A 16331-nucleotide genomic window follows, 5' to 3' on the forward strand; every position below is an offset into this window, starting at 1 on the left:
CCTACTTCGGGAATCCCGAGAAGTACCTCTTCGGGCCGGTGGGCGACCGACCCATCACCGTGGACGAACAGCAGGTCGTCGACTCCATCAAGATGATCCGAACGTTCATCCACGGCTCGAACGCCAACAACACGCTGGACAACTATCAGGGCAATATCGCGCCGGCGGCAGTGATGCAGTGGACCGAAGAGCCCTCGCGCAAGCCCTTCACCAACAAGAACGCCGTGATGCACCGCAACTGGCCCTACGCCATCAACATCTCCGGCTCCGAGGACAATCTCGGGCAGGACCTCGGCGTGATGCCGATTCCGTACGCCAAGACCGCCGAGCAAGCGCAGTACCCGATGACCGGCGGCCCCGTCGCCGCGCTGGGCGGATGGCACAACGCCATCAACCCCAACTCCAACAACCAGGAGGCGGCAGTCGAAGTGCTCAAAGCGATGATGAGCGACGAGTTCAAGTACAAGCTGTTCGAGGTACTCGGGTTCCTCCCGCCTGAACCGAAACTGCTTGACTCCGACCGTGCGAAGGAGGTGCCCATCATGGGTCGGTACGTCGACCAACTTCGGATCGCCGGCGAGAACGCCATCCCGCGGCCGGTTACGGCGGTTTGGCCTTCCCAATCGTCGAAGATCGCCCAGCAGGTCAACGGCGCGTTCAGCAAAGGCGGCAACCCCAGTCAGGCGATGACCCAGCTCAAGGAACAGCTCGAAGCCATCGAAAGCAGCGCGTAATCAACTTCAGGAATCAACTCTATGGCAACAACCGAAGATGGGATTCGGGACTCCGACCGCTCGGGCCCGTACGTCGCGGCGGTTCGGTGGATGGAGAACTTGAGTGACACCCAGTTCGCGTACCTGTTGTTGACGCCAGTGCTGTTGTTGCTCGGCCTCATCGCGTTCTGGCCGCTACTGAGTACGTTCCGGATGTCGCTGTTCGCCGACAATCTGGTAGGGAGTGCCGCACTCGGCGAGTTCGTCGGACTGGAGAACTACGTCGCGCTGCTGACCGGCGAACGCGACGCGCTGTTGGTCAGGCCATTCTTCAATCCGTCCGCGCCGTTCCAGAGCGCGCTCACCGTCACGTTGATATTCACGTTGGTCAGCGTCTTCTTCGAGACGGTGGTCGGCTTCGCGCAGGCGCTGGTGTTGGACCAGGACTTCCGCGGTCGGCGATGGGTCCGGGTCGCCATCATCATCCCGTGGGCGGTCCCCATCGTGATTCAGGGGATGATCTTCTTCCTGCTGTTCCAGCCCAACATCGGGTTCCTCGTGGACCCGCTCCAGCAGTGGGGAATCTTCACCCAGACGCCGCTGTCGAACTCGGTCGACTCCCTCATCATCCTCATCGTCGCGGACGTGTGGAAGACCTCGGCGTTCATGGCGCTCATCATCCTCGCGGGACTCCAGAGCGTAGACCGGAGCCTCTACGACGTGGGTCGGGTCGCGGGCGCGACGAAGTACCAGCAGTTCAAGATGATAACCCTGCCGCTGGTCCTGCCGTCGGTGCTGGTGGCGATGCTGTTCCGGACCATCGGCGCGATGCGAATCTACGGTCTCATCGAGACGGTCGTCGGCTGTAACACCGTGCCGTCACTGTCGTGTCTCGTGGTGACGACGTTCCGCGGGTCGCGGATGTACGGTACGTCCGCGGCCGTCGCGTTCATCACGGCGGGTCTCATCGGACTCGTGGTCTCGGTGTACATCGTCAAGTACGCGGATACGGAGACAGGGGGATAACGATGGCTACGGAAACAGATTCCAGTCAAGGTGCGTTCTCACGGTGGGTCAGTTCGGCGATACAGAACCCCGAGAAGGTGTATCGGTCGATGTTCTACGTCGCCATGATATTCTTCCTGTTCACGACGCTGTTCCCGTTCTACTGGCTGGTCGTGCTGGCGCTGACGCCGAACGAGGCCATCACGAGCTTCGGCTTCCCGCCGCTCCCCAACGGGTTCAATCCCGGGGCGTTCGTGGAGGTGTTCACCACGGTACCGTTCCACATCTACATGTTCAACAGTTTCGTCCTCGGCATCGCCACGACTGCCGTCGTGTTGGTACTGGCGAGTCTCGCGGGGTACGTGTTCGGACGCCTCGACTTCCCGGGGAAGGGACCGCTGATGCTCCTCATCCTCGCGGTGTCGTACTTCCCGCCGGCGGCGTTCATCATCCCGCTGTTCCGGCTGTTCACCGGGAACGTCTCGCTGTTGGGCGTGTCGAGTCCGAACCTGTTCAACACGCCGTTCGCCATGATACTCCCGTTCAGCGCGCTGTTCATGCCGCTGTCGATATTCATCCTCTCGACGTTCTACGGCCAGATTCCGGACGGACTAGAGGATGCCGCACGAATCGAAGGGACGACGAGGCTCGGCGCGCTGTTCCGGGTCATCATGCCCCTGTCGGCACCCGGCGTAGCGACCGCGGGCGTGCTGACGTTCATCTCGGTGTACAACGAGTTCTTCTTCTCGTTCCTGATGACCTCGGGCGAGGCGCAGAACTGGGCACCGATAGTGTGGGGCATCCTGAGTTATCAGGGTCAGTACACCGAGTTGTACAACCTCATGGCCGCCGCGAGCATCGTCGGAGTCCTGCCCGTCGCCATCCTCGTGGTCGTCGCACAGGAGAAGATCGTCAGCGGACTCACTGCAGGAGCGCTCAAGGAGTGATTCACAATGGGTAAAGTCATCTTGGACGGCGTCACCAAACGCTACGCAGACGTAACGGCAGTAGACAACATGAATCTCGAAATCGAGGACGGCGAGTTCGTCACGCTCGTCGGCCCCTCGGGGTGTGGCAAGTCCACGACGCTGGAGACCATCGCTGGACTGACCCTCCCCACGGAGGGAACCATCAGCATCGCCGAGAGGGACGTGACGAACCTGCCGCCGAAGGACCGGGGGATAGCGATGGTGTTCCAGAACATCGCGCTGTTCCCGCACATGGACGTCTACGACAACATCAGCTTCGGCCTGCGTCTTCGGGACTACCCGAAAGAGGAGATAGACCGACGGGTCGAGCGCGCGTCGGACATCGTCCAATTAGAGGGGATGTTGGAGCGAATGCCAGACGAGATGTCCGGCGGCCAGCGCCAGCGCGTCGCGATTGCCAGAGCCATCGTCCGGGAACCCGAGGTGTTCCTGATGGACGAACCGCTGGCGAACCTCGACGCGAAGCTCCGGGTTCACATGCGGACGGAACTCCAGCGCCTCCACAAGGAACTGGACACGACCATCATCTACGTGACCCACGACCAGGCCGAGGCGATGACCATGTCCGACCGAATCGCCATCATCGACGGCGGGGAACTCCAGCAGATCGCGCCGCCGTTAGTCTGCTACAACGAACCCTCCAACCTGTTCGTCGCGGGGTTCATCGGGTCGCCGAGCATGAACTTCGTGGAGGGCGAAGTCACCGCCAACGGCCTCACGACGCCGGACTTCGACGTGGAGTTCGACCCCGGCCAACTCTCGGGCGTCGCGGAGGGAGACCACCTGACGCTCGGAGTCCGACCGGAGGACGTCTACCTCCGCGGAATGAGCGAGGGCGTCACCAACCCGACCCAACCCATCGACGCACGGACCGACGTGTTGGAACCGATGGGCGACGAGATATTCGTCTACTTGCTCACCGGCGAGGCGGAGGACCCGCAGATGGACGTCGACGCCGAGACCGCCGAGATGCCACAGAACCAACTCCTGATGAGCGTCGACCCCTCCTCGGAAATCGAAGCCGACCAGGACGTGGAGGTCGTCCTCGACCGCGAACGAGTCCACCTCTTTGACACCCAGACCGGCGACGCCATCAGCCACACCCTCGAGTTCGCAACGGTCGAACCGGGCGCGACCGAGACCGAAGCGGAGGGCGACGACTGATGGTCACGCCGCTCGGGTGGTTCTACGTTATCGCCGTGACGGTGCTGTTTTTCTTCTGGGCCTACGGCATCGTCTCGTTCGTCCTCGACTGCAAGAACAAGTTCCTTCCCGCGATTCGCGCGTGGCTGGCGGCCCGTCGCAGTCGAAAGCGAGAGGCCGAACGCGAGAGCGAACGGGAAGAGACGGAGCAACAGTTGTACTGACGGGAGGCGATGGTCGGGTGAAGACGAACACGACGGAATCGACCTGTCGATGGCGTTCGCGTCAACCGGGTTTAGATTCCCACACGCTGATAGACGGCCGAACAGAAAAACCTAACAACGATTCACGGTTGGCTACCACTAGTAACTATGTCTAGAACGAACGAGCCGGTTCGAGTAGGCTTCGTCGGTCTGGGGAACATCGGACACTATCACGCCGACCGCCTCGTCGACCTCGAACAGGTGGAAACCGTGGGCGGAGTGGACATCAACCCGGACGCTCGCGCCCGGTTCGCCGAGAAGTACGGAGTCGAGTCGTTCGAGAGCTACGAGGACCTCTACAGCGCGGAGGTAGACGCCGTCATCGTCACGACGCCCAACAAGTTCCACGAGGAGTACGCGGTGGCCGCGCTCCGGAACGGGTTGGACGTGCTCCTCGAAAAACCGCTCGCCCACTCGCTCGAAAGCGCAGAGCGCATCGCGGAGGCCGCCCGCAACGCCGACGCTTTCTGCATGGTCGGGTTCCACAACCGCTTCCGAAACCCTGTCAAGGTCGTGAAGTCGTATCAGGAGGAGGGCCGGTTCGGGCGGACCCGCCACGTCGAGGCCAACTTCATCCGACGGCGCGGGATTCCCGGCCGCGGGTCGTGGTTCACCAACCGCGACATCGCGGGCGGCGGCGCGCTCATCGACATCGGCGTCCACGCGATAGACCTCGCGCTCCACTTCCACGACTTCCCGAAGGTCCAGGAGGTTTCGGGCACTATCAGGTCGCAGTTCGGGTCGCGCGACGACTACGCCTACCTCGAAATGTGGGGCGAGGACGCCAAGTCGGGCGAGTTCTCGGTGGACGACTCGGTGAGCGCGTTCGTCCGATGCGAGGGCGGCAAGACCTTCGCCCTCGAAGTGGCGTGGGCCGCGAACCGCTCGCCGAACGAGGAGTTCGTCGTCCGAGGGACGGAAGCGGGCGCGAACTTCGACAAGGCCGACGACTCGCTGACCATCTACGAGTCGGGTCGCCAGGGCACCGACCACTTCTCGGACTCCGAGATTCAGACCCGCCACGAGGACCCTCACAAGGCCGAACAGCGCATCTTCTTCGAGGCGGTCCGCGACGGCGTAGCCCCGACCCGGAACACGGTCGACCAGGCGCTGGAAGTCCAGCGCGTCATCGACGCGGTCTACCGCTCGCACGAGCAACAGCGCGCGATTCAGTTGGAGTGAGCGCGGCGTCCGGCGCGTGAGCGGGCGACTACCGCGCACGGGGTTTCAGCATCCTCTACAATTCTGAGAGGTGTATTTTCTTGTCTTTCGACCACAAATACGTTTCTTAGGGGAATAAGTGTACTTCCCTAAGCCGTCCGCCGCTACAGCCCACCGCCCCGGTCTCGGCGGCGAAGACGGCGCAACACCGAAAGCGCAACCCCGAAACCCCGGCCGACCGAACCACGACGTACGAATGTACGAGGTCGAAGTGAAGGTCCCGGCCGACCACGACACCGTCCGCGAACGCCTCGCCGAACTCGACGCCGAATCGGTGAACGAGGTCGAACAGGTCGATACCTACTACGACGCGCCGCACCGCGAGTTCGCCGAGACCGACGAGGCCCTGCGCGTCCGGCGTGAGACTCCTCGGAGCGTCAGCGACGAGGGGACCGACGGCGAGGCGTTCGCGGAACTCACCTACAAGGGGCCGCTCGTGGAAGCCGAGTCGAAGACTCGCCGGGAGGTCGAGACCGTAGTCGAGGACGGCGAGGCCGCCGACGACATCCTCGCGTCGGTCGGATTCGACCCTGCTGCGACGGTTCGGAAGGACCGGGAGCGGTTCGCGCTCGACGGCTACACCGTCACGCTCGACGCGGTGGAGGGACTGGGCGAGTTCGTAGAGGTCGAGACCCAAGTCGAAGGAGCCGAGACCGTCGAGTCGGCCCGCGACGCCGCCTTCGAGATTCTGCGCGACCTCGGCCTCGACCCCGACGACCAGATTCGGACCTCCTACCTCGGTCTCCTGCTCGAAAACGAGGAGTCGTAGGAGCGATAGGATGAGGGTTATTTCGGTGTAGAAAGCCCCTCCCCGTCGCTATACACCGCAAAAGCCGTAGAAGCAGTGGTGGGTTAGAAAGCCCGCGCGCGCTCGCGGCCCCTTTCAGTCCCACCTCGTTGGTTGGTCGGCCGGGCGTTCGCTGGCGGTTGGTCGGCCGAGCGCGTCCCGGTAGTTCGCTCGGTCCGTCGTTCCGTTTCCGAATTTCGCCGAAGCAGATGCCCGGAAGATGCCGAAAGTGGGCGCAGTCGTTGGGGGACCGAGAACTCCCGTGGAAGCGCCCAGACCGGTGACGAATCCGTCTTTCGGCAATTGTTGCCACGCAGCGTGATAACCGGAAGTAATCGCCGTTAGCCATTTTCTTTCCGCAAGTTATAGAATCCGTGACCCGATAGGTGGGAGTAATGACCGACCGGAACATTCAGGTCGAACCCATCGACCGCCCCGCGGTAGAGGACCAGGAGATAGAAATCGTCGAACGAAAGGGACTCGGCCACCCCGACTCTATCTGCGACGGCATCGCCGAGAGCGTCTCGAAGGCACTGGCGAACGCGTATCTCGACCGGGTCGGCAAAGTCCTCCACTACAACACCGACGAGACCCAACTCGTCGCCGGACGCTCGGACCCGGAGTTCGGCGGCGGCGAGATGCTCGAACCCATCTACCTGCTCATCGTCGGCCGCGCGACCAAGGAGTACGAGGGCGAGACCATCCCGACCGAGACCATCGCGCTGGAGGCGGCCCGCGACTACCTCGGCGAGAACTTCCCCGAACTGGAGTTCGGCACCGACATCGTCGTGGACGTGAAGTTGGGCGAAGGGAGCGGTGACCTCAAGGAGGTCTTCGGCGAGGACGGCGTGACCGTCCCGATGGCCAACGACACGAGTTTCGGCGTCGGACACGCGCCGCTGACCGAGACCGAAAAGATCGTGCTGAACGCCGAACGCCGCCTCAACGGCGAGTTCGCCGACGACCACCCCTCGCTCGGACAGGACGTGAAAATCATGGGCAAGCGCGAGGGCGACCAGATTGACATCACGGTCGCAGCCGCGATGATAGACCGATACGTCGAGGACCGCGCCGACTACGACGACAAGGTAGAGGCCGTCCGCGAGTTCGTCCGCGACGTGGCCCACGAGTACACCGACCGCGACGTGAACGTCTACGTCAACACCGCCGACGGCGACGGTGCCGTCGAGCAGAGCATCTATCTGACGACCACCGGCACCAGCGCCGAGATGGGCGATGACGGGTCGGTCGGCCGAGGCAACCGCTCGAACGGTCTCATCACGCCCAACCGCTCGATGTCGATGGAGGCGACGTCGGGCAAGAACCCCGTCAACCACATCGGGAAGATTTACAACCTGCTCGGCACCGAAATCGCCGAGTCGGTCGTCGCCGAAGTCGACGGAATCCGGGACCTCCGGATTCGCCTGCTCAGCCAAATCGGCCGACCGATCGACCAACCCCACGTCGCCGACGCCGAAATCGTCACCGAGGGCGGCGTGGACCTCTCGGACATCGAGAGCGACGTGGTGGACATCGTGGACCGCGAACTCGCCGACGTGACCTCTATCACCCAGCGCGTCATCGACGGCGAACTCTCGACGTTCTGAGTCGCCGACTGCATCGACTCACCGCCGTCCAGCAATCGAAGGCCGTTTATCTCCCTCGCGTCTACCCCCGACCATGCGACCACCGGGAGCCGATACCGTCCTCGTGCGTCACGCCGACGTGGGCGTCAAGAGCGGGAAGGTCCAGTCCGAGATGGAGCGACGGCTCCGGGACAACATCGAAGCCATCGTCCGCGACCGCGGAATCGACGCCGAAATCGAACGTCGCTGGTCGCGCATCCTGCTCCACGCCGACGACGGGAGCGTCGACGCCGCGACCGACGCCGCGGTCGACACCTTCGGCGTCCGGTCGGCAAGTCCCGCAGTAGTCGTCCCGCCGGAGAAGGGCCCCATCGTGGACGCGCTGGCTCGGACCGCCCGCGAGTACGCCGACGCCGCTGGCGAAGACGCCGACGCTCTCGGCGACACCTTCGCCGTGCGCGCCCGGCGTGCGGGCAACGCCGACGCCCATCCGTTCACCAGCGAGGACCTGGAGCGCGAGGGCGGCGCGGCAGTCTTCGAGCAACTGCCCGACCCCGAAGTCGACCTGAGCGACCCCGACACCACTTTCTCCGTGGAGTGCCGCGAGGACGAGGCGTTCGTCTTCACCGAGAAGCGGCCGGGCCCCGGCGGTCTCCCGCTCGGGAGTCAGTCGAAGGTCGTCGCGCTGGTCAGCGGCGGCATCGACTCGCCCGTCGCGGCGTGGGAGGTCATGAAGCGCGGGGCACCCATCGTCCCGGTCTACCTCGAACTCGGCGACTACGGCGGGCCCGACCACGAGGCCCGGGCGATGGAGACGGTCCGGCGACTCGCCGACTACGCGCCGAACTTCGAGATAGACGTCTGGAAAGTGCCAGCGGGCGACGTGATGGATCTGCTCGCCGAGGAGGTCGGCCCGGCCCGAATGCTGGTCTATCGCCGATTCATGTACCGCGTGGCCGAACACGTCGCCCGCGAGGTGGACGCGACGGGCATCGTGACCGGCGAGGCCATCGGCCAGAAGTCCTCCCAGACCGCCCGGAACCTGGGCGCGACGAGTCGGGCCACCGAGATGCCGATTCACCGACCGCTGCTCACGATGGACAAGAGCGACATCACCGAGCGCGCCCGCGACATCGGAACGTTCCGCGACTCCACGATTCCGGCGGGATGCAACCGCATCGCGCCCGACTACCCCGAGACGAACGCCACGCCGGAAATCGTGACGAACGCCCAACCCGACGGCCTCTACGAGCGCGCCGAGGAAGCCGCCCGGAACGCGACGCTGGTCGAACTCTGAGCCGAAAACGCGTTGGCGGTTTCTCTCGTCCGAGTAGCTAGTTCGGGAACGCGGCGTACGACTGGTCTTCGATACTGACGCCGACCGCGTAGTACGCGTCGTCGTACTTCAGATACGCCGGACCGTGGCCGTTCTCCCCCTCGTGTGCTGCTGCGCGTTCGGCGAAGGAAGTCAGCGGGTCGGGAACGTAGGGATCGGCAGCGGGACACTTGCGATACTCGCCGTCTTCTACGGCAGCACGGGCTATCTCCCGTTCGGAATCGGGCAGTTCGTCGAACACGATTGGGTCGATGGCCTCGCGCTCCCTCGCCGAGAGCGTGACTCGCTTCGTTCTGACGACCGCCGAATCCATGCTGTCGCACCCGAAGGGGTTCGACGCGAGACACCCGGCGAGACTCGCGCCGAGGAGAGGCGTCCCACCACGAAGGAGCGTGCGACGCGATAACGGGAACATCGAACGTGTTTCGACAGACGACCGGTAAGTGCCTTCCGTTCGACACCAACCACGTACGTCTCGTCCTCGCCTTCGAATCGGCGAAACCGTTTTGACTCCGCCCGTCGCGCCTCCGGCGGGGAAGGGGAATGGAGAACCGAACGAGACGACGCGTCATCGCCGCTCTCGGAAGCGTGCTTGGCGGGTCGGCGCTCCGGTGGAAACGGGACGCGGAAACGGACACCTTCGGCGCGTGGCTCGTGGGCGCGAACGAACTCCCGACGGTCGAAACCGACGCCTTCGGGGTCGCTCTCTTCCGAGTCGCCCCCGACGAACGCGCCATCGATTACTGGCTGGTCGTGGCCGACGTCGAGAACGTAGAGGAGTCCCACGTCCACAAGGGACCGCCGGACTTGAACGGTAACGTCGTCGCGTACCTGTTCGGCCCAGCGCGGGACCCCGTGACGACGACCGGTCTGCTCGCTTGTGGACGACTGACCGACGAGGACGTGATTTGGCCGCTGACCGACGCGGCCGAGATGATCGAGCAGATGCGCGAGGAGAACGTCTACGTCAACGTCCACACCACCGAGCATCCGTCGGGCGAAATTCGAGGACAGATCCGCCTACTCGGTGGCTGAGACCTCGGTGCGGAACGAAATCGCTTTACGGCGCAGGTTCCATCCACAGGGTGTGACTCAGGTCTGTCTCGTCGGTTCCGAGGGCGTGGACCTCCGCACCGAACTGGTCTCGCGGGAGACCGCCCGCGACGCACTCGCGACCTACGACCTCCGAGAGGAGTACGAGAACTCGCTGACCCTCGAGACCATCAGCCTCGGCTCCGCAGTGGCGCTTCTGAACGACCTGAACTGGTATCTCGTTCGGTTCGCCGACGACGCCCTCGTCCTCGAACCGAGCGTGAGCGAGACCGAGTGGCTCTCTCGGAATCTCGCGGAGGCGGTCCGCGACGGCGCGGTAGACCCCGAGACGACCGACCGGTATCTCAAGGTCTACGGCCTGACCGCCGAGAGCGAACTGGTCGAACCGATGTTCGTGGCACGGCGCGACGACGGCGAGATACCCGGCTACGACCTCCGGGAGGTCGAGGACACCGTGGTCGTCCGGGTCGCAGAGTCGGAGTTCGGGGACTGAACGTCGTTCCGGAGTCGCTCTCTATCGGTCGAACATTCCGGTCGAGAGGTATCGCTCCCCGCTGTCGGGTAACACCGTCACCACGAGCGGGCAGTCGTCGTAGCCGTCGGGTGCGCCGCCGTCGGACTGGACTTCGGTGGCGGTTCCGGTGGCGGAACTCGCTTCGCCGCCGCCGTCCGAGGAAAGTAGGTCTTCGATTTCGTCGGGAGTCTCCGGGCAGTCGAGTTCTGGTCGGGCGATGCGCTCGGCGACTCGGGAGGCCGCGACCGACGCCGCGCCCGACGACTGGCCGACCAGAATGCCCTCCTCGCGGGCGAGTCGGCGGGCCTCGCGTTCGGCGTCCTCCAGCGCCACGGTCTCTACCGAGTCGATGAGGTCGCGGTCCAGCAGGTCGCTGACGAACCCCGGTCCCATCCCCTGATAGTCGTCGTCGCCAGATTCACCAGTCGAGAGGACCGCGTTGCGCTCGGGTTCGACCGCGACGACGTCCATCTCGGGGAACTCCTCGCGCAGGCGCGAGGCGGTGCCGGTGATGGTGCCGCCGGTGCCCACGCCCGCGACGAAGGCGTCGATTTCGCGGCCCTCGACCTGTTCGAGTATCTCCTCGGCGGTTGTCCGGTAGTGGGCTTCGGCGTTCGCCGGGTTCTCGAACTGGCCCATCTGGACGACGCCCTCCTCGTCGGCGAGACGGTCGGCGCGCTCGCGGGCCGCGTCCATCTCGCCCTCGACCAGTTCGAGGTTCGCGCCGTACGCTGTCAGCAGTTTCCGGCGCTCGGGCGACTTCGATGCAGGCATGACGATGGTGAGGTCGTAGCCGCGGGCGGCGGCCGCCACCGCGAGACCGATGCCGGTGTTACCACTCGTGGGTTCGACGAGGTGGTCGCCGGGCGATATCTCGCCCGCGCGCTCGGCGGCCGCTATCATCTCGCGCGCGGGCCGGTCCTTCGCCGACCCGCCGGGGTTGAACGCCTCGACTTTGGCCGCTATCGTCGCTCCCTCGGGGGAAGAGACACTGACGAGCGGTGACCCCACTGCGTCGAGGATTGACTCCTTCATTGCCTCCAGATAGGAACGCGCGGTATAAACGAATGGCGACTGGTGGCAGTACGTGCCGGGAGTTTCAGACCGCACCGGTTTTCGCGGAGCGTCGGCGGCGACTCTCTCACGTCCTCGTCCGCCCGACGGTTCGCAAAATGGGGGTTTCGACCCCGGCGCGCGCTGGCGCGACCTCGCTGTTCGAGGTCGCGCCCATGCGCGCGAGGGACGACCGACCGAGCGAAGCGAGCAGGGAGTCGGTTGGGGAGGGTGTGGTCCGCGGTCGCGGTGCGGGGCCGTGCGGTTCTGATACGCGCTACGGCGTTTCGGATAACGAAAAGCACTTCTAATAAATACACAACCATTTTAAACACAACAAAATAGTGCTGTCCCGGTCTCGTCGCAGTCTCCGCCGCGACCCGTGTGACTAAATCAATCGAGCGACAACCACCGGACATGGAGACGACCGAACCGAATCCGACGTGGGACGCCGACGCGCACAGCGAGACCGTAGACGTACTCGAATCCGCGGTCGCCGAAATCGACGTCCGAGTGTGGAGCGCCGACTGGTGTGGCGACTGTCGCGCCGTGCTTCCGGACTTCTTCGCGGCGCTGGAGGCCGCTGGCGTCCCGAGCGACGAGGTGGAGGTCTACGAGGTAGACGAGAACAAGGACGGCGAGAAGGTCGAGGAGTACGACGTGTCGCTCATCCCGACCATCGTGGTCGAACGCGGCGACGAGGAGATCGCGCGCTTCGAGGAGAGCGAAGACCGACCCGCCGCCCAGTACGTCGCCGACCGACTGCTGGATAGCGACGTGATGGTCTGAGGCGCGTCGTATCCGAGTAGCGGACGCCGGCGAGTATGCTATTCGTCCGCATTCGCTACTGGTCCGCCTCGGTCTACTCGTCGGCCGCGAGGTAGAGGGTTCCGTCCTGCCGGGTAGAATCGTTGGAGAGCGTCGGACGCGGCGTCTCAGAGGGGGAGCCAGTTGGTCGTCAGGTCGTGGCTCGGAACGTGCCAGCGCTCCTCGGCGTGGTGGTCGTGTTTCACGGAGTCCACGGCCCGTACCTCCACGACGGCGTCGAACTCGCCCACGAGTCGCTCGACGCGTTCGCTCCCGTACGGTTCGGTCAGAACGTAGTGGCCCATCGCGTCGTAATCGCTGACGTAACCGGTGATGACCTGTAGACAGCGACTAACTACGTCGTCGTCGTAGTGTTCGAACAGGGCTCCGAGCGAGTCCACCCCGACTCGCAACTGGGTGGGACCGAGACTCCCGGCGTGGCGGTTGAACGCCGCCATCGACTCGGCGATTTCCGCCTGCAAGCCCGCGAGTTGGGGGTCCACGACCCGCCGTTCGGAGATGTCGTCGAGCGTCGGCACTTCGGGCCGGTCGCCAGCGTCCACGACCGACCGCGGCGGCGAGGCGTGGTTGATTATCTCGGTCGTCTCGGTGAACGTTCCGGCCATCTCTTCGGGGTCGGGTAGGCGCTCGACTACGCTCTGGGGACTCGCGTCGGTGACCGCGAGCAGGCGGTATCGGCGCTCCTCGGTTCCGCCGAGCAGACTCCCGCTCGTCTCCGTGAACAGGCGGCGCGGTGCGTCGCCGACGACCAGCAGGTTACAGCCGTCGGCTTTCAGTTCCCGAAGCACGTCGAGAAAACGCGTCGCGGCGTCTGACTCGGTGGCATCGCTCCCGGAGCCGTCACCCCAGTGGCCGGAACTCCCTGCACTCATTCGCCAAGTGTTTGAAGATGTACGTATAATAAACTTTCGTACCCGCGGGCGGAAATCTGGCGACGGGCGAGGAGGTCGCGCCCGGGCCGAATACGGTCTCCGGAGCAGACGTCGACCGACCTACGAGTGGAGGGAACCGTCTCGACCGACACCGAACCGCTACCTTCCGGGACGAGCGTCTGGAGTGCGGCGGCGACGTGCGAAACGTCGCGGTTACCCCCCGAGTGACTACTCGCCGTCTTCGGCCCAGTCGAGCGCCTCGGCGAGGTCGGTGTTCGGCGGCGAACAGGTGAAGTTGCGGCAGACGTAGACAGTGGGGTCGTCGTCCCGTTGGTCGCGTTCAGCCCAAATCGGCGGCGCTTCGCCGAGACCGAGTCGGTCGAGCCACGTCGCTACTTCGTCGTCGGTCTGCGGGCGGCGCGACAGCAGACGAGTCGGCAGGTAGCGCGCGGCGAGTTCGTCGCGCCACGAGTCGGGCAGGTCGTCGGCGACAACCGTCACCTCCAGCGACCCGCGGGCGTACCGGTCGGCCGCGAGCGCGAGCGAGGCGTGCTGGAGGGGGTTCGACCGAATCTGCTGGCCTCGGGTTTCGAGGACGCGCTCGGCGACGTCCGCGAAGTCGTCGTCGGTGCGGAACTGAGAGAGCGCGAGCAGGGTGTCGGCCGCGACGCCGAGACTGGAGGGCGTCGATTGGTCGTGGGGTTCCTGCGGGCGGGCGACCAGTTCCTCGCCGCTTTCGGGCGTGAAGTAGATGGTCCCGTCGTCGGCGTCCCAGAACTCGGCCTGAATGGCGTCGGCGAGGTCGAGCGCGAAGCCGAGGTGGTCGGGGTCGCCAGTGACCTCGTACAGGTTCAGTGCCCCGCGAGCGAGGAAGGCGTAGTCTTCGAGGTAGCCCTCGATAGCTACGTCCCCGTCCTTGAACCGGCGGGACAACTTCTCTTCAGTCTCGTCCCAGAGGGTCTCACGGACGAATTCGAGCGCGTCCGCGGCGAGGTCGGCCCACCGCTCGCCGTCGTCCAGCACGAGCGCGCCCTCCGCGAGAGCCGAAATCATCAGGCCGTTCCACCCCGCCAGCACCTTCTCGTCGCGCCGGGGTCGGACGCGCTCGGCGCGCGCCTCGAAGACCTGCTCGCGGGCGTCTTCGACGGTCTCCTCGACCTCCTGCTCGCTCACGTCGTACTCGTCGGCGAGGTCCGGAATGGACTCGTTGATCGTGAGGACCGTCTTCCCCTCGAAGTTGCCCGACTCGGTGACGCCGAATCGGTCGCAGAAGAGGTCCGCGGCGGTGTCGTCGCTCACTGCCTCGCGGATTTCGTCGGGCGTCCAGACGTAGAACTTGCCCTCCTGCCCCTCGCTCTGGGCGTCGAGCGTGCTGTAGAATCCACCTCTTCCCGCCTCTCCCTCTCCTTCCGAGTGGGTCATCTCGCGCTCTACGAACTCGAAGGTCCGGCGGGCGGCCTCGGCGTACCGGTCGTCGCCCGTGACCTGATAGCCCGCCAGCATGGCTCGCGGGATTTCGGCGTTGTCGTACAGCATCTTCTCGAAGTGGGGGACGACCCACTCGCGGTCCACGGTGTAGCGGTGGAACCCGCCGCCGACGTGGTCGAAGATGCCGCCCTCGGCCATCGCCGAGAGCGCCTCGGCGGCGACTTCGCGGTACTCGTCTGCGGTCTCGTCGTCGCTCGCTCCCTCGGCTGCTCGCAGGAGGAGGTGGACCCGCCCGGCCTGGGGGAACTTCTGACCGGTGCCGAACCCGCCGTGTTCGCGGTCTGCGCTCCGGACTGCGGCGTCCGCGGCCGAAACGAGGATATCCTCGCCGGGGGCCTCGCCGGGGTCGGGGACGGACTCGAGTTCGCCCTCGATGGCGTCGGTCCACTGGTCGGCTCGGCGGTCCATCTCCCGGCGGTCCTCGTCGTCGGCCCACGAGTCGGCGATGCTCGCGAGCAGGTTCCGGAATCCGGGTTGGCCGCGTTTCCCCTCCTTCGGGAAGTAGGTGCCGACGTAGAAGGGTCGGCCGTCGGGCGTGAGCCAGACCGAGAGGGGCCACCCGCCGCGGCCCGTGACGGCCTGAGCGATGGTCTGATAGATGCTGTCGAGGTCCGGACGCTCCTCGCGGTCCACCTTGATGGGGACGAAGTTCTCGTTCAGAATCTCGGCGATGCCCTCGTCCTCGAAGCTCTCGTCTTCCATGACGTGACACCAGTGACAGGCCGAGTAGCCGACCGACAGAAAGATAGGCACCTCGCGCTCGGCGGCGGCGTCGAGCGCCTGCTGGTCCCACGGCTGCCAGTTGACCGGGTTGTCGGCGTGCTGGCGGAGGTACGGGCTCTCCTCCTCGTCCAAGCGGTTTCGTTCGGTGGGGTCGGCGTCGGGTTCGCTCACGAGTACGACGAAGGGCTTGAGCGACGTAAAGTCCGGGCTTCGCGGGCGTCGGTTGTTCGACAGTCCTCCGTCTCGTTCCGCGTTCGACGTTCCACCCGGCGCGCGCTGGCGCGACCGCGTGGGCTTGCTCAATCCGAAACCGCTTCCTCCATCCGGTCGGTGTAGTCCCAGCTATACACCCGCCGAGGACGAATTCGAATCCGGACCTCGTCGCGGTCCTCCGAGAGGAGCCACGTCGCCAGCTCGGAGTCGGTGCCACCGAGATATCGTTCCAGCAGGTCCCGCAGGACCGACTTTCCCTCGTCGCGCGAAAGGCTGGCACTACCGTTTCCCCGGACGCCGCGGTACGGCGGGTGGTTGGACGACACCTCGAAGGCGACCTCGGAGTCGTTGCGGAGATACGTCACCACGTCGGCCCGCGCCCACGTCGAACATTCGAAAGTGCCGTCGCGGTAGCGATACCAGAGCGCGACCATCCAGAGCGACTCGTCCGGCCGGTGACACGCGATTCGGACGGGCACTGCCGCCTCGTCGAGGTAGGATTCGACCTCCGCTTGCGACCACGTACCCCTGAACTTCGGCATAC

At 65.1% G+C, this 16331-nt stretch carries 18 protein-coding genes; 13 read left to right on the plus strand and 5 right to left on the minus strand.

Going from position 1 to position 16331, the window contains the following annotated elements:
- The 9 genes from E2484_RS22320 to E2484_RS22360 all read left to right on the plus strand — a co-directional run.
- The coding region (locus E2484_RS22320) for an extracellular solute-binding protein (protein WP_137287410.1) at positions 1-734 on the plus strand (734 nt) is incomplete at its 5' end.
- 21 nt (positions 735-755) lie between these two features.
- Complete coding sequence (locus E2484_RS22325; protein ID WP_137287411.1) at positions 756-1739, plus strand: carbohydrate ABC transporter permease; 984 nt, start codon at positions 756-758, stop codon at positions 1737-1739.
- Positions 1740-1741: 2 nt separating this feature from the next.
- Positions 1742-2665 carry a carbohydrate ABC transporter permease gene (locus E2484_RS22330; RefSeq protein ID WP_137287412.1) on the plus strand — a complete coding sequence of 308 codons (924 nt, stop codon included), beginning with the start codon at positions 1742-1744 and terminating at the stop codon, positions 2663-2665.
- Positions 2666-2671: 6 nt separating this feature from the next.
- Positions 2672-3871 carry an ABC transporter ATP-binding protein gene (locus E2484_RS22335; RefSeq protein ID WP_137287413.1) on the plus strand — a complete coding sequence of 400 codons (1200 nt, stop codon included), beginning with the start codon at positions 2672-2674 and terminating at the stop codon, positions 3869-3871.
- The gene (locus tag E2484_RS22340; protein WP_137287414.1) at positions 3871-4074 is read left to right on the plus strand and encodes a hypothetical protein; all 204 of its coding nucleotides are present in this window, start codon (positions 3871-3873) and stop codon (positions 4072-4074) included. Before E2484_RS22335 ends, E2484_RS22340 begins: the two co-directional genes overlap by 1 nt.
- A 147-nt stretch (positions 4075-4221) precedes the next feature.
- Positions 4222-5295 (plus strand): Gfo/Idh/MocA family protein, encoded by a 1074-nt coding sequence (locus tag E2484_RS22345; protein ID WP_137287415.1) that lies wholly within the window; start codon positions 4222-4224, stop codon positions 5293-5295.
- Between the two features lie 235 nt (positions 5296-5530).
- Positions 5531-6103 (plus strand): class IV adenylate cyclase, encoded by a 573-nt coding sequence (gene cyaB, locus E2484_RS22350; protein ID WP_137287416.1) that lies wholly within the window; start codon positions 5531-5533, stop codon positions 6101-6103.
- Positions 6104-6516: 413 nt separating this feature from the next.
- Entirely contained in the window at positions 6517-7728 is a 1212-nt protein-coding gene (locus E2484_RS22355) for a methionine adenosyltransferase (protein WP_137287417.1), read from the plus strand.
- A 73-nt stretch (positions 7729-7801) separates the two neighbouring features.
- The gene (locus E2484_RS22360) at positions 7802-9004 is read left to right on the plus strand and encodes a tRNA sulfurtransferase (protein WP_137287418.1); all 1203 of its coding nucleotides are present in this window, start codon (positions 7802-7804) and stop codon (positions 9002-9004) included.
- A 37-nt stretch (positions 9005-9041) separates the two neighbouring features.
- On the opposite strand, the gene E2484_RS22365 is transcribed toward E2484_RS22360, so the two are convergent.
- Complete coding sequence (locus tag E2484_RS22365) at positions 9042-9458, minus strand: hypothetical protein (RefSeq protein ID WP_137287419.1); 417 nt, start codon at positions 9456-9458, stop codon at positions 9042-9044.
- A 128-nt stretch (positions 9459-9586) separates the two neighbouring features.
- Here E2484_RS22365 and E2484_RS22370 point away from each other — a divergent pair, with 128 nt between their 5' ends.
- Together E2484_RS22370 and E2484_RS22375 are read left to right on the plus strand one after the other, a co-directional pair.
- Positions 9587-10078 (plus strand): CHRD domain-containing protein, encoded by a 492-nt coding sequence (locus E2484_RS22370; protein ID WP_137287420.1) that lies wholly within the window; start codon positions 9587-9589, stop codon positions 10076-10078.
- Positions 10079-10130: 52 nt separating this feature from the next.
- Positions 10131-10589 (plus strand): DUF5804 family protein, encoded by a 459-nt coding sequence (locus E2484_RS22375; protein ID WP_137287421.1) that lies wholly within the window; start codon positions 10131-10133, stop codon positions 10587-10589.
- 21 nt (positions 10590-10610) lie between these two features.
- On the opposite strand, the gene E2484_RS22380 is transcribed toward E2484_RS22375, so the two are convergent.
- On the minus strand, positions 10611-11645 hold the full coding sequence (locus E2484_RS22380) for a PLP-dependent cysteine synthase family protein (RefSeq protein ID WP_137287422.1): 1035 nt from the start codon (positions 11643-11645) through the stop codon (positions 10611-10613).
- Positions 11646-11677: 32 nt separating this feature from the next.
- Between E2484_RS22380 and E2484_RS22385 the strand changes: the two genes are divergently transcribed.
- The gene (locus E2484_RS22385; protein WP_137287423.1) at positions 11678-11974 is read left to right on the plus strand and encodes a hypothetical protein; all 297 of its coding nucleotides are present in this window, start codon (positions 11678-11680) and stop codon (positions 11972-11974) included.
- A 106-nt stretch (positions 11975-12080) separates the two neighbouring features.
- A complete protein-coding gene (locus E2484_RS22390; RefSeq protein WP_137287424.1) occupies positions 12081-12452 on the plus strand; it encodes a thioredoxin family protein in 372 nt (123 codons plus the stop codon).
- 146 nt (positions 12453-12598) lie between these two features.
- On the opposite strand, the gene E2484_RS22395 is transcribed toward E2484_RS22390, so the two are convergent.
- From E2484_RS22395 to E2484_RS22405, 3 genes are all read right to left on the minus strand, one after another.
- Positions 12599-13363, minus strand: coding sequence for a DUF7504 family protein (locus E2484_RS22395; protein WP_137287425.1), 765 nt, complete (start codon positions 13361-13363; stop codon positions 12599-12601).
- Between the two features lie 228 nt (positions 13364-13591).
- Positions 13592-15745 carry a thioredoxin domain-containing protein gene (locus E2484_RS22400; protein ID WP_137287612.1) on the minus strand — a complete coding sequence of 718 codons (2154 nt, stop codon included), beginning with the start codon at positions 15743-15745 and terminating at the stop codon, positions 13592-13594.
- 128 nt (positions 15746-15873) lie between these two features.
- On the minus strand, positions 15874-16329 hold the full coding sequence (locus tag E2484_RS22405; protein WP_137287426.1) for a pyridoxamine 5'-phosphate oxidase family protein: 456 nt from the start codon (positions 16327-16329) through the stop codon (positions 15874-15876).
- Positions 16330-16331: the final 2 nt, after the last annotated feature.

This window comes from Halorussus salinisoli, from assembly GCA_005239435.1.
In the GTDB taxonomy this organism is placed as follows: domain Archaea; phylum Halobacteriota; class Halobacteria; order Halobacteriales; family Haladaptataceae; genus Halorussus; species Halorussus salinisoli.

What these genes read in the sequence shown, in the direction of transcription:
- E2484_RS22405 (WP_137287426.1), bottom strand. Translation starts at nt 16,329, where the DNA reads ATGCCGAAGTTCAGGGGTACGTGGTCGCAAGCGGAGGTCGAATCCTAC.
- E2484_RS22325 (WP_137287411.1), top strand. Translation starts at nt 756, where the DNA reads ATGGCAACAACCGAAGATGGGATTCGGGACTCCGACCGCTCGGGCCCG.
- E2484_RS22330 (WP_137287412.1), top strand. Translation starts at nt 1,742, where the DNA reads ATGGCTACGGAAACAGATTCCAGTCAAGGTGCGTTCTCACGGTGGGTC.
- E2484_RS22360 (WP_137287418.1), top strand. Translation starts at nt 7,802, where the DNA reads ATGCGACCACCGGGAGCCGATACCGTCCTCGTGCGTCACGCCGACGTG.
- E2484_RS22390 (WP_137287424.1), top strand. Translation starts at nt 12,081, where the DNA reads ATGGAGACGACCGAACCGAATCCGACGTGGGACGCCGACGCGCACAGC.
- E2484_RS22355 (WP_137287417.1), top strand. Translation starts at nt 6,517, where the DNA reads ATGACCGACCGGAACATTCAGGTCGAACCCATCGACCGCCCCGCGGTA.
- E2484_RS22345 (WP_137287415.1), top strand. Translation starts at nt 4,222, where the DNA reads ATGTCTAGAACGAACGAGCCGGTTCGAGTAGGCTTCGTCGGTCTGGGG.
- E2484_RS22340 (WP_137287414.1), top strand. Translation starts at nt 3,871, where the DNA reads ATGGTCACGCCGCTCGGGTGGTTCTACGTTATCGCCGTGACGGTGCTG.
- E2484_RS22395 (WP_137287425.1), bottom strand. Translation starts at nt 13,363, where the DNA reads ATGAGTGCAGGGAGTTCCGGCCACTGGGGTGACGGCTCCGGGAGCGAT.
- E2484_RS22365 (WP_137287419.1), bottom strand. Translation starts at nt 9,458, where the DNA reads ATGTTCCCGTTATCGCGTCGCACGCTCCTTCGTGGTGGGACGCCTCTC.
- E2484_RS22385 (WP_137287423.1), top strand. Translation starts at nt 11,678, where the DNA reads ATGGCGACTGGTGGCAGTACGTGCCGGGAGTTTCAGACCGCACCGGTT.
- E2484_RS22335 (WP_137287413.1), top strand. Translation starts at nt 2,672, where the DNA reads ATGGGTAAAGTCATCTTGGACGGCGTCACCAAACGCTACGCAGACGTA.
- E2484_RS22370 (WP_137287420.1), top strand. Translation starts at nt 9,587, where the DNA reads ATGGAGAACCGAACGAGACGACGCGTCATCGCCGCTCTCGGAAGCGTG.
- E2484_RS22380 (WP_137287422.1), bottom strand. Translation starts at nt 11,645, where the DNA reads ATGAAGGAGTCAATCCTCGACGCAGTGGGGTCACCGCTCGTCAGTGTC.
- cyaB (WP_137287416.1), top strand. Translation starts at nt 5,531, where the DNA reads ATGTACGAGGTCGAAGTGAAGGTCCCGGCCGACCACGACACCGTCCGC.